Source organism: Ignavibacteriota bacterium (assembly GCA_016707525.1).
In the GTDB taxonomy this organism is placed as follows: Bacteria; Bacteroidota; Ignavibacteria; order UBA10030; family UBA6906; genus JAGDMK01.
In genome coordinates this window covers 1-12750 of sequence record JADJHP010000004.1, presented here as the reverse complement: position 1 = coordinate 12750, position 12750 = coordinate 1, and the positions used below count along the sequence as shown (strand labels likewise).

14 protein-coding genes and 1 pseudogene are annotated in these 12750 nt (G+C 60.8%); all 15 read left to right on the top strand.

Features of this window, described 5'->3' with window-relative positions; translation table 11 throughout:
- Positions 1-2: 2 nt before the first annotated feature.
- Positions 3-2211 (top strand): annotated as a pseudogene (locus IPI01_08105) (glycoside hydrolase family 3 C-terminal domain-containing protein).
- 55 nt (positions 2212-2266) lie between these two features.
- Complete coding sequence (locus tag IPI01_08100; GenBank protein MBK7257749.1) at positions 2267-3619, top strand: MFS transporter; 1353 nt, start codon at positions 2267-2269, stop codon at positions 3617-3619.
- An 88-nt stretch (positions 3620-3707) separates the two neighbouring features.
- Positions 3708-4967: a carboxypeptidase-like regulatory domain-containing protein gene (locus IPI01_08095; protein ID MBK7257748.1), complete on the top strand. Its 1260-nt coding sequence runs from the start codon at positions 3708-3710 to the stop codon at positions 4965-4967.
- Entirely contained in the window at positions 4942-5085 is a 144-nt protein-coding gene (locus IPI01_08090) for a hypothetical protein (GenBank protein MBK7257747.1), read from the top strand. The genes IPI01_08095 and IPI01_08090 overlap by 26 nt, the downstream gene beginning before the upstream one ends.
- Entirely contained in the window at positions 5079-5504 is a 426-nt protein-coding gene (locus IPI01_08085) for a hypothetical protein (protein ID MBK7257746.1), read from the top strand. Before IPI01_08090 ends, IPI01_08085 begins: the two co-directional genes overlap by 7 nt.
- A 309-nt stretch (positions 5505-5813) precedes the next feature.
- On the top strand, positions 5814-6572 hold the full coding sequence (locus tag IPI01_08080; protein MBK7257745.1) for a TonB-dependent receptor: 759 nt from the start codon (positions 5814-5816) through the stop codon (positions 6570-6572).
- Positions 6573-6722: 150 nt separating this feature from the next.
- Positions 6723-6905 carry a hypothetical protein gene (locus IPI01_08075; GenBank protein MBK7257744.1) on the top strand — a complete coding sequence of 61 codons (183 nt, stop codon included), beginning with the start codon at positions 6723-6725 and terminating at the stop codon, positions 6903-6905.
- Positions 6906-7012: 107 nt separating this feature from the next.
- Positions 7013-7249: a hypothetical protein gene (locus tag IPI01_08070; GenBank protein MBK7257743.1), complete on the top strand. Its 237-nt coding sequence runs from the start codon at positions 7013-7015 to the stop codon at positions 7247-7249.
- Entirely contained in the window at positions 7246-8475 is a 1230-nt protein-coding gene (locus tag IPI01_08065) for a T9SS type A sorting domain-containing protein (protein MBK7257742.1), read from the top strand. Before IPI01_08070 ends, IPI01_08065 begins: the two co-directional genes overlap by 4 nt.
- A 205-nt stretch (positions 8476-8680) precedes the next feature.
- The gene (locus IPI01_08060) at positions 8681-9694 is read left to right on the top strand and encodes a VCBS repeat-containing protein (protein MBK7257741.1); all 1014 of its coding nucleotides are present in this window, start codon (positions 8681-8683) and stop codon (positions 9692-9694) included.
- Positions 9660-9797, top strand: a complete 138-nt coding sequence (locus IPI01_08055; protein ID MBK7257740.1) for a hypothetical protein — start codon at positions 9660-9662, stop codon at positions 9795-9797. The genes IPI01_08060 and IPI01_08055 overlap by 35 nt, the downstream gene beginning before the upstream one ends.
- Positions 9791-10324, top strand: coding sequence for a CRTAC1 family protein (locus IPI01_08050; protein MBK7257739.1), 534 nt, complete (start codon positions 9791-9793; stop codon positions 10322-10324). Before IPI01_08055 ends, IPI01_08050 begins: the two co-directional genes overlap by 7 nt.
- A 54-nt stretch (positions 10325-10378) precedes the next feature.
- Positions 10379-11008, top strand: coding sequence for a hypothetical protein (locus IPI01_08045; protein MBK7257738.1), 630 nt, complete (start codon positions 10379-10381; stop codon positions 11006-11008).
- A 231-nt stretch (positions 11009-11239) separates the two neighbouring features.
- Positions 11240-11476, top strand: a complete 237-nt coding sequence (locus tag IPI01_08040) for a hypothetical protein (protein MBK7257737.1) — start codon at positions 11240-11242, stop codon at positions 11474-11476.
- A gap of 76 nt (positions 11477-11552) precedes the next feature.
- Positions 11553-12750, top strand: a 1198-nt coding sequence (locus tag IPI01_08035) for a beta-galactosidase (protein ID MBK7257736.1), incomplete at its 3' end; no start/stop codon positions are given.

Here is a 12750-nt window from a genome sequence, read left to right as displayed (position 1 = left end):
GCATGACGCTGGATGAGAAGATCGCGCAGATGACCGGCGTGTGGCGCCAGCGCACGGCCGTGATGCTGGGCGAGAACGGGACCTGGACATTGCCCGTCTCCGGACGCACTTGCCGCACGGCATCGGGCAGGTGGCGCGGCTCAGCGATGCGCGCCCGGGGCTTCGTCCCGCCGATATGGCTGTCCTGGCGAACGCCATCCAGAAATACTTCGTTGAAGAAACACGGCTCGGCATCCCGGTGATCTTCCACGAGGAATGTCTCCACGGCCTTGCTGCCTTTGATGCGACAAGCTACCCGCAACCGATCGGCCTGGCATCAACCTTCGATCCCGCTCTCGTCGAAGAAGTCTACACGGCCATTGCGGAAGACACCCGGAGCCGTGGGGCACAACATGCACTCACGCCCGTCGCCGACGTGGCGCGCGATCCGCGGTGGGGCCGCGTGGAAGAGACCTTCGGTGAGGATCCCCATCTCGTGTCACAGATGGCGCAGGCGGCGGTCCGCGGGTTCCAGGGCGACGCGACGTTCAAGGACGGCAAACACGTGGTGGCGACACTCAAGCATTTTGCCGCGCATGGACAGCCGGAAGCGGGGACGAACTGCGGCCCCGTGAACGTCTCGGAGCGGGAACTGCGCGACACGTTCCTGGCACCCTTCCGCGATTGCATCCTCCATGCCGGGGCACTCAGCGTCATGGCCTCCTACAATGAGATCGATGGCGTCCCCTCCCATGCCAGTTCCTGGCTCCTCCAGGATGTCCTCCGGCGCGAATGGGGCTTTTCCGGGATCGTGGTCTCCGATTATTTCGCCATCACCGAGCTTCATGACCGGGATGAATCGACGGGACACTGGCTCGCACACGATAAGCGCGAAGCGGCGAAGCTTGCGGTGGCCGCCGGGGTCAATATCGAACTGCCCGACCCGGATTGCTATCCGGAACTCGCCGTGCTTGTCAAAGAGCGTGTGGTGGATGTCATCGTCCTCGATGCGCTCGTTGCGCCGCTGCTCGAACAGAAATTCCGGCTCGGTCTGTTTGAAGAGCCGTACGTGGAGATCAGGCCTGCCTACCACGAGCGGAAGCTCGACGACGACCGTCCCATCGCCCTGCGCGCTGCGCAGGAGACCATGGTCCTCTTGAAGAATGAAGGGCGCGTCCTTCCCCTCACCCTGCCTCCGGGCAGTACGATCGCCGTGATCGGGCCGAATGCGGACAGGAGGCTGCTGGGTGGATACAGTGGAGAGCCCCGCTACTACACCACGGTGCTGCAGGGGATCAGGGAACGGGCCGGCAAGGATGTGAAGGTCGTGTACAGTGAAGGCTGCAAGATCACGGTGGGTGGATCGTGGAACGAAGACACCGTGGTCCCGTCCGATCCGGCAGAGGACATCGCAGCGATCGCGGAAGCGGTCACCGTCGCGAAGCAGTCGGACGTGGTGGTCCTGGCGATCGGCGGCAACGAACAGACCTCCCGTGAGGGATGGGGGAAGACCCATCTGGGCGACCGTCCCGACCTCCGCTTGTTCGGACGGCAGCAGGATCTGGTGAGCGCCGTGGTCGCGACGGGGAAGCCGGTGATCGTCCTCCTGTTCAACGGCCGGCCGAAAGTGATCGGCGATATCCAGCAGCAGGCGCGAGCCGTGATCGAGTGCTGGTATCTGGGACAGGAGACGGGCCATGCGGTTGCCAGCGTGCTCTTCGGCGACTGCAATCCTTCCGGCAAGCTTCCGATCTCCTTCCCGCGCTCCTCCGGCCATCTCCCGTGCTTCTACAATCACAAGCCCTCCGCCCGCCGGGGGTATATCTTCGACGACGTGACAGCACTCTTTCCGTTCGGATTCGGACTGAGTTATGCTTCGTTCTCCGTGGGTGCGCCGGTCCTGGCTCAGAGCGATATCGGCGCCGGCGAGACAACGGCCGTCACGGTGGAGGTGAAGAATGCGGGTTCCTGCGACGGCGTGGAGGTCGTGCAATGTACATCCGCGACATGGTCAGCTCCGTGACTCGTCCGGTGAAGGAACTCAAAGGGTTCATGCGTGTGGCCTTGCGTTCCGGCGAGTCCCGGACCATCACCTTCACCCTCGGGCCCGATCAGCTGGCCTTCACGAACATCCGCAAAGAGCGTGTCGTGGAGCCCGGCGAATTCGCGATCATGGTCGGCACGTCCTCCCGGGACTGCGATCTCACGAAAGTACTGCTGCGCGTCCACTAGTTTCACTCATCCTTAGCGGCGAGGCATGGCGTCATGGTGAAATCGGTCACACTCTATCAAAGAAAAGGTCGGCTACGCGCTGGGCGACACCGCGGCCAACTTCATCTTCCAGACGATGGTGATGTTCCAGCTCGTGTTCTATACGGACACGTTCGGTATCACGGCTGCAGCCGCGGGAACGCTGCTGGTGGTCGTGCGGGTGTGGGACGCCATCTTCGATCCGATCATGGGTGTGGTTGCCGACCGGACGAATACGCGGTGGGGCAAGTTCCGTCCATGGGTCCTCTGGACCGCCGTGCCGTTCGGCATCATGGGGTTCCTGACCGTCGTGACGCCGGACCTGTCGGCGGACGGCAAGCTGATCTATGCGTACGTCACCTACATCGTCCTGATGATGGTCTACTCCGCGAACAACCTGCCGTACTCGGCCCTGAGCGGGGTCATGACCGGCGATCTGGGTGAACGCACCAGCCTCTCTTCGTACCGTTTCGTCTTCGCCATGCTCGCACAACTCGTCATCCAGGGCCTAGCTCTGCCGATGGTCACCTACTTCGGGGCGGGGGACAGCGCCCGCGGCTATCAGTTCACCATGGCGATCTTCTCCACGCTCGCCGTGGTCTTCTTCTTCATCACCTTCGCAACGACGAAGGAGCGCATTCAGCCTGCGCCCGACCAGAAGGCGACGGTCGGCCAGCATTTTGCTGATCTCATGAAGAACGGCCCGTGGCTGGCGATGTTCGTGCTGACCCTCATCCTGTTCATCACCCTGGCGATGCGTGGCAGTGTGGTGCTGTACTACTTCAAGTACTATGTCGGCGACGACAGTTACTTCAGCCTTTTCAATGTCCTCGGTACCACCGCGACGATCATCGGGATCTTCTTCTCGAAGGGGATGGCGATGCGGTTCGGGAAGCGGAATGTGTTCATCGGGGGGTTGCTCGGCACCACCGTGTTCACAGCGCTGTTCGTTTTCCTGCCCCCGGCGGCGGTGACGCTGATGATCGTGACGGAGGTCCTCCGGCAGTTCATCTATGGTTTCACCATCCCGCTCCTCTGGGCGATGATGGCGGACGTGGCGGACTACTCCGAGTGGAAGAACAACCGCCGCGCCACGCGGATCGTGTTCTCTGCCATCGTGTTCGCCCTCAAGGCCGGACTGGGTTTCGGCGGCGCGATCACAGGCTATGTCCTTGCTGCCTATGGCTATGTGCCGAACGCGGTACAGTCGCCCGAGGCGCTCAACGGGATCCTCATGACGATGAGCATCTACCCGGCGGTGACGTTCGCGCTGTGTGCGGTGATCCTGTTCTTCTACAAGATCACCAGGAAGTTGGAAGTCCAGATGGCGGAGGAACTTACGGAACGCCGCAGCCATTACGGCGAAGCCACCGCCCCTGCGGGGGCATGACACGGCATGCCCATTCCCCCGGAGGGGAAGTGGAACGGTATCTTCAATGACGAATCCAATTCACGCTTGTTATCAGGAGGGTCAGGTTATGTCTCCACGATACGCAATGCGGCACGTCGTGGTCCTCGTGCTGGTCGCTCTGTTCGCGGTCGCGCAGGTTGCCCTGGGTCAGGGCACGGGAACGATCAAGGGAACGGTCTCCGATAGGACCTCGAAGGATAAGCTGCCGGGTGCCAACGTCATCATCAAAGGGACGAGTTCCGGCGCATCCACGAACCTCGACGGGTTCTACACCATCAAGAATGCGCCGGCGGGTGTGCAAACGCTGACGGTGGCGTACGTGGGATACAAATCGGTGAGCATCACCGTGACGGTTCCGGCTGGTGGCACGCTCACGCAGGACTTCTCGCTCACTGCGACGACGATCGAAGGTGAGGAAGTGCTGGTGACCGGGCAGGCCCAGGGACAGTTGCAGGCGATCAACCAGCAGCTCTCGTCCGACAAGATCGTGAGCGTCGTGTCCGAAGCGAAGATCCAGGAACTGCCGGACTTCAACGCCGCGCAGGCGATCAGCCGCTTGCCGGGTGTGTCCACGATCCAGAGTTCGGGCGAGGCGAGTAAGGTCGTCATCCGTGGTCTGGCGCCGCAGTACAACCAGGTAGCCGTGAGCGGCATCACCCTCTCGGCAACGGGCAGCACCCAGATCGGTGCGGCATCCCAGGGCGGGACTTCCGGCGCGATCAGCAACGACCGGAGCGTCGACCTCACGATGATCACGCCGTACATGATCAAGACCGTGGAGGTCTACAAGTCGCTGACCCCCGACATGAACGCGAACGCGATCGGCGGCTACGTCAACATGCAATTGCGCGAAGCGCCGGAAGGGTTCCGGACGGACATCCTGGCCCAGTCCGGCTACACCGCCAAGAGCGGGAAATACGGCAACTATCGGTTCGTTGCCGCGGCGAGCGACAGATTCCTGGACGGCGATCTCGGCGTCTATGTGCTGGCGAACGCGGAAAGCTACGACCGCAACGCAGACAATGAGTGCGGCATATTCACCCCAGTCCAGCATCGTGCAGGCGGATGGCTTCCGTCCGGTGATCGTAACGAGCGTCACGCTCAACCGCCATCTCGAGACCCGCAACCGGTACGGCGGGAACCTGATCCTCGACTTCCGTCTGCCGTCCGGATCATTGAAGATGATCAACGTCCTCAGCCGTTTGTCGTCGGACTACAAGGACTACCAGCAGATCCTGGACTCTCAGTTCCACAATATCAACTTCCGGTACCGGCAGGGACTGAACAAGACCGATATGGCGATGAACTCCCTCGAGTACGAGAATGACTTCGGCTTCATGTCGGCGGAGATCAAACTCGCGAACTCGTATTCCCGCAACTACACGCCCGGCCTGCCGCAGTTCGATTTCTCGCAGACCGGGGGATCCCGGGGACGACCGTGGTGAACGCCGTGCCCGAAGCCCTGGTGTCAGGCATCAACTACCTTGGCGCGTCGCGGACCTTCCTGAGCAACGTCAGTCTCTTCAGTGCCTCGTACAAGCAGAATGCGCAGGTCCTGAAAGCGGATTTCAAAGTACCATTTGCGCCTGAGGGGATCACGTCTGGCGCATTCAAGGTGGGTGGAGAACTGCGTCACAGCCTCAACGTCAACGATCAGGGGACCCCGTTCGTCACGCTGAAGCCGGGTTCCGCGATCGGCACGGCTCTCGTGAATCTGGTCATTCAGCAGTACAATCTGCGGCTCGACTCCGCGGCCTCTGCCTTCCCGGGGACGAATTTCACGTCAGGCGATATGAAGCTGACCGACCCATTCCTGGATAACACGTTCGGCGGCATGCTCTGGGCGAGCGACCCGGGTGGCTGAACGGCGTCGTCGGGCTTCTGGAGAACACCCCTTCCATCAGTGCGCGGAATGCCAGCGGCAGCAATGCCGGGGGGTGGTTCGATGGCCCCTACCAGCGCATGCCGAACAAGTACCGGTACCTCGAGAAGTACTATTCCGGTTACGCGATGACCACGCTGAATTTCGGCGAGGATCTTTCCGTCGTCGGCGGTCTGCGGTGGGAGAAGTGCGGTCCTACTTCGATGCGTTCAACCTGTCCGATGGCCGTGATGCGACGACCCAGGTGATCGATACGGTCTCCGCCCATCCGGGAACCGTTATCTGCTTCCGATGGTCCAGGCGAAGTACAACATTACCCCCTGGGTGGACGTGCGGTACTCGTATACGAAGACCCTGGCCCGGCCCGACTATCACCAGCTCTCGCCGCATTTCAATATGGACTACACCCAGACCAACGTGTGGGCGGGCAATCCGCGGTTGGTGCCGGCCGAAGCCATCAACCACGACCTGTGCATCACATTCTACAGTGGCGAATTGGGACTCCTCTCGGTGGGCGGCTTTTCCAAAGAAGTGAAGAACTTCACGTACTACACCCAGTATACGCTGCACAATTCCGCTCCCGCAGGGCTCGATTCCGTTCTGTCCTACAGCGTGCGGACGAACAGCGGCGTGATCCATCCCAAAGATGGGGCGCGCCTCTACACGTATACCAACAGTCCGTATACCGCATACATCCGGGGAGTGGAGGTCGACTTCCAGACCCGTCTCTGGTACCTGCCGGAACCCTTCAATGGCATTGTGCTCGGTGCGAATTACACGCACATCAATTCCAGCGCGGTCTACCCGTGGCGCAATGATACGACCATCATCGTCCCGCCGGTCCCGCCGGCAACCCGTCCGACGACCAAGGTCATCACGATCGACCGCACCCGGTCCGGGCGGCTCATCAATCAGCCGGACGATGTGCTGAACGCGTACATCGGCTATGACTACGAAGGATTCTCCGGGCGCCTGTCGTTCCTGTTCCAGGGGAACTCCGTCAGCAATATCGGGGCTGCAGGTGTTCCTGGACATCAACAATATCAATAACAAGAAGAACGAGTCCGCCCAGGCATCGATCAACGGGTTCACGTCGCAACAGTACTATGGCCTGACGGCCAACCTCGGTGTCCGCTACACCATGCAGTAACGAATGTTCAGCAGACGACGGTAAATCAAAATCACATCAGGAGGTGTACCATGAAGAAGTGTGCATGGTTGATGCTGCTGTTGATGGTGTCATTCCCCGCGCTGCTTGTAGCGCAGACCGATACGGTGGACGTCCTCGATATGTTCGATGTCGGCGGTGGGGAAGGGACGCTGAATATCGCGGTTCAGCCAAGATCGATGCGGGGACCCTCTCCAACACGGTCTTCCGTCTGAAGCCCTATGGCCTGTATGTCCTCAGCTCGACGATCACGGTCCCGGCAGGGAAGAAGCTGACGCTCGTCGCACCTGATCCGGGAGCGACGCAGGAGACGGCCCCCCCGATGATCTGCTGGACCCCGAGCAGCGGCGTGAGCACGACGTTCAACTTCGACTGCTATGGCGACATCTATATGAAGAACATCTGGCTCCTGTACGCCACCACCAACACGGATGGCGTCGGCACCCAGGTCGGATCGGCGCTGGAGATCGACCAGGATACCACGGACAATGTGAACTACGGTGTCTTTGAAAATGTGATCTTCAACTATGCCCCATCTCCAATGGTGGTGGGGCAGTGACGGTGTCGGCGGCGCATGCACGGTTGAAGTTCACGAACTGCTATTTCAAGAACCTCATCGACACGCATTTCCGCTACTACGGCAGGGCTGTCTCCTTCCCGTTCAACACCCAGGGATGGCATATCGACTCTCTGTCGTTCGAGAACACCACGTTCGCCAACATGGGCTACGTGTACATGCAGGAGGGCGCCGAGTACGCGGACTATGTGAGCTTCAACCATTGCACGTTCCTGAACACCGTCATGTACACACTGGAATCCGGCTGGTGGTGGTGGCTCTCCGTGACGAACTCCATCTTTGTCAATCCGTACATGTTCGGTTACATCCCCGGCGCCGATGGCGACACTCCGACGGGTGGCGCGATCAACATCGATACCATCGGGACCGCGAATTTCAATTTCCTGGTCCCCTTCACCGAGAACCAGCGGCATATCCTGTTCGCGAACAACAGCTACTACCACGACCAATGGCTGCGGGACTACTACGCCGGCGGCAATCCGTACAGCGATACGGCGACCACGTGGAAGCCGCAGGCGATGCCGCTCATGAGTGAGAAGACGCGCATCTTCTTCAACGACAAGACGACGTGGCCGTACATCTCCATGCTGAACGTCTATGATTCCACGAACCCGGGCTTCCTCATTCCGCCGACGAATGTGGATGGCATCAAGAGCTTCCTCCTCCGGAAGTGGACGGACAACTCGGATACCACATGGGCGTTCAACCCCAATGATGATATCAATCAGAAGTGGCCGATGAGCGAGCAGCTCCGCTACACCAACACGAAGCTCAGGACCGCAGCCATGGGCGGGTTCCCGCTGGGCGACCTCTGGCGGTGGTGGGGCAGCTTCCCGACGACGTACTCGGGCTGGAAGGCCCAGGCAGCGACGGAGCGTGCCAACATCACGACCATGCTCACGAATGGCGTGACCGCCGTGGACGAGGATGCTCCTGGCCGTCCGCTGGAGTTCTCCCTGGACCAGAACTATCCCAATCCTTTCAACCCGGCCACGCAGATCACATACGCGCTCCCCCAGAGCGGCCACGTGACGTTGCGTGTCTTCAATGTTCTCGGTATGGAAGTCGCGACGCTCTTTTCGGGCGTGCAGGCCGCGGGGAGTCACGAGGTCCAGTTCAATGCCGGATATCTCGCCAGCGGCGTGTACTTCTACAGGCTCACCGCCGACAATCTGTCGCTGACGAAGAAGATGGTTCTCATGAAGTGATCCTTTCCTCAGGCACTTGCCCGTCCGATGCATTGCATCGGACGGGGGCCTGCTGATGCCCGCGAACGTGCAGGATGTGAAGGGAGGTGACCCGGATAGTCGTTGACGTTCGATTGAAGCTGTTCAATCTTTTTACTGAAGTGTCGTAACCCGCAACTCCTCTAACTCACAACACTCCATCACCCCACAATCGTGGAGGTTTTGTATGAACAAGCTCTTCTGGTTCAGCGTCATGGGAGCTCTCTTCCTTGTGCTCGGGGCCAGCACCCTGTCCGCGCAGGAAGTCGTGTTCAGTTCCGCTCCGACGCCGGCTCCGGCGGCAGGTGCATCCAATGGCGGTTTCGCATGGCTGGATATCAACGGCGACGGCACGCACGATCTCTGGATCCCACCGAATAACGTCCTGTTGAACAACCTCACCTCGTTCACCCAGGTGGCGTACACGAGGACGGCCGCGATCGGGAACAGTAACAACTCCGTCGGCGGGCTCTTCGCCGACATCAACGGCGATGGCGTTCCTGATCTGTGGTCGACGAACAACGCCGCTCCCCAGACGGGACTGTATTTTGACAGCCTTGGCACCTACGTCCCCGCAACGGGCGTAGGCCCGCTTGCCAGCGCGGGCGCCACCCGGTTCGGTGTTCGCCGGCATGGCGGTGGCGGACATCGACCACAGCAACTACCTGAGTGCGGCGGCACGGTCACAAAAATGCCGCATGGAGCGATGGCGCGATCTGCCGCGCGGCACGGGCATCGAACTGCTGAAGGGCGGTCCTCCGGTTTCACGCGCGTCGGGAATGGCGCCGCTGCCGGACAGTTGGCCATCGATACCACCCGCGCCTATGAATGCTGGAGCATCCACTTCATCGATGCCAACAATGACGGCTATCAGGACCTGTTGATGCCCAGCTTCCGTCACGGCTTCCGGGCATTCAACGGCGGTTCCGACACGATCGGTGCAAAGAAGGGGAGCATCCTGTTCCTGAATGATGGTACCGGCAAGTTCTTTATCCCGGGCTCAGCATCGCTTGGCCGTACGCTCTATGCACTCGATTCCATGTCGGCGGCGGGGGAATTCTACGCCCGGGCGGTCGCCGATACGGGCATCATCGTTGAAGACACCGTCCGGCATTTCAACGCCATTGGCAGCCAGTGGGGACCTCAACAACGATGGGAACGTCGACGTGCTGTTGACCGGTACCGAGGCCAACAACTGTGATGGCCTGCGCCGGGCAACGAACATCGTCCTCCTGTATGGCAAGGGCGATGGCAGTTCACGTTCCAAGTGGAACGGGTCGAGCTATGTCGATGCGGATTGCTGACCTCGGGCAGCATCCGTGCGTGGGACATCGGCGATTACAACAACGACGGATTGCCGGATGTCTACGCAAGCACGACGTTTGGCACCACCCGCCTGTTCCGCAACAACGGCAACGGGACGGTCACCGAAGTGACGAACCAGGATTATGTGGCGACGGCTGGTGGCGGGCGCGCCGGCGGGTTCGTGGACTACAACAACGACGGTTTCCTGGATATCTACAATTATACCGGCCTGAATTCGGTGTTCCAGAAGAACAGCGGCAATTCGAACCATTGGATCGGCTTCACCCCGGTCGGCAAGGGCCACAACCTGAATGCTATTGGCGCGAAGTTCACCCTGTATACTCAGGGCGGCACGTTCAAACAGTACCGTTGGATCAAGGGTGAGGGTGGTGCGGCGGGCCGCGGCGAGATGCGCGCGATCTTTGGCATCGGCATCAACACTACCATCGACAGCGTCAGCGTGCGGTGGCCGGATGGCGAAATGGCCACGTACACCGGCTGGCGGTTGACAAGTACTGGACGGTGAAACAGGGGTTCGGCGGTTCCGGGTGGGCAATCACCGACCGCACCGGCGAATGCAGTGCGGTCTCGGTTGCCGCAACCGATACGCTGGACGGATGCGGCCTCGGGTGCCTCGCTTACCGTGCAGGTCTCCCTCGATCCGACCTTCGAGAAGAAGTCGCTCATCGCAGTGAATGCCACCGTGAATGGCACGAGCTACGCCTATTCCCTCGGCGCCGCCACGAAGTACTACTGGCGCGTTGCGGCGATCAACGCCGGCTTCACGAGCGAATATACTGCAGCATTCAACTTCACGACGTCCGGCAGCGCAGCGGCGACCGTCCCGACGCAGGTGGCTCCGCCCAACAAGGGCACCAACCAGCCCTCGTTGCTGTCGCTGAAGGTGAACCGTACCGCCGATGCATCGCGGTATCAGTGGCAGGTGTCAAATATGCCGTCGTTCACGGTGCTGTATGCCGATGAAGTGACCGCGGATACGGCCTACCCGGGTCAGTTCACCGGCGGCCAGAAGTTCTACTGGCGCGTCCGCGGTCTCAACGATCTGGGCTCGACCGCCTATTCGTCGATCGATACGTTCAGCGTCATGGCCCCGCCCTCCAGGACGACACTTGTCTCGCCGGCGAACGGCGCCATCAATGTCGTATCGGATAGCGTGTTCTTCACCGGCGTGTGGTGGGCAACGCAGTGAGCTACAATCTGCAGCTGTCGACCATCAGCTCCTCCGTCACGTACACGACGACGGATACGATGTACCGGGTCAACGGGCTCGCCAAGCTGACCAATTACACCTGGAAGGTCGAAGCGATCAATGCGGGCGGTACGAGCTTCTACACCGGTGGTTTCAGCTTCACCACGGTGCCTGCCGCTCCGGTCGCCCCGTCACTCGTCGCGCCGGCAAGCGCGGCAGCGGGCGTCAACCGTGCAAACCATCATCCGCTACGACGTTCCGGCGAATGCCGACGTGAAGATCGTCATCTACGACATCCTTGGCCGCGAGGTCAATACATTGGTGAACGGTGTTCAGGTCGCTGGTCGGTATAGTATCACATGGAACGCTTCGGGCCTGGCCACCGGTGTATATCTACCGGATGGAAGGCCGTCCGGCGGATGGCGCCAAGGCCTTCACGTCGGTCAAGAAGCTGCCTTCGCGAAGTAGTGGTGGTGCTGTGATGGTGGCTGTGGCAGCCCGCCCGTGAGTCACGCGGGCGGGCTGTTTTGTTTATCGATCATCCATGGAACATTCTCTGATGCATACCGAACGCATTTTCCGACGCTGCTCACGCCCCTTGCGGCCGTGCCCGTTGCAGCCGTCGTGCTTCTCCGGCGCACGCGGCAGTGCCGGCGCTCAGGACGTTACGGCGATCCCGCACCTGCAGAAGCAGGGAGCGGCGACGCAATTGATCGTCGGCGGCAAACCCTTTCTGATGCTCGGCGGCGAGCTCGGCAACTCCAGTGCCTCCGACCTGAAGTACATGTCGGCAGTGTGGCCACGGCTCAAGGCTATGCATCTGAACACGGTGCTGATGCCGGTGTACTGGGAACTGATAGAACCGGAAGAAGGCGTGTTCGATTTCACGCTTGTGGATGGCCTCATCGCACAGGCGCGGGCCAACGATATCACGATCGTGGTCCTCTGGTTCGGGACGTGGAAGAACAGCATGTCCTGCTACGCGCCACTCTGGGCGAAGACGGCCCAGAAGCGATTCCCGCGCGCGCGGACCAGTGACGGCAGGGCCGTGGAGATCATGACGCCGTTCAGCAAGGACAACAGAGATGCCGATGCCCGGGCGTTCGCGGCGTTCATGAAGCACCTCCGCGCCGTTGACGGCACCACGCATACTGTCGTGATGATCCAGGTAGAAAATGAGATCGGGATGATCCCGGAGGCACGGGATCATTCGCCGGAAGCGGACAGGGCGTTCGCGCAGCAGGTTCCCCCGGAGCTTCTTGCTTTCATGCAGAAGCACAAGGCCGCGCTTACCGATGAACTGCAGAAGGCATGGGCAGGCGGCGGCGGGCGGGGTGCGGGAACCTGGGAAGATGTCTTCGGAAAAGGCCCCGCGACGGACGAGATCTTCATGGCCTGGCATTTCGGAAGGTACACCGATGCCGTGGCGCAAGCGGGGAAAGCGGAATACCCGCTCCCGATGTATGTGAATGCGGCGCTGATACGTCCGAACTACAAGCCCGGACAGTATCCCAGCGCGGGTCCGCTCCCCCATCTGATGGACGTGTGGAAAGCGGCCGCCCCACAAATCGACTTTCTCGCCCCCGACATCTACTTCCCGAACTTCGCGGAGTGGGTAGGGAAGGTTCGACCGGAATGCGAACGCGATGTTCGTTCCGGAGGTGGACAGGAAGCAGAGCGTCACGAACGCATTCTACGCCCTCGGCCGGCACAACGCCATGGGCTACAATCCTTCTCCATCG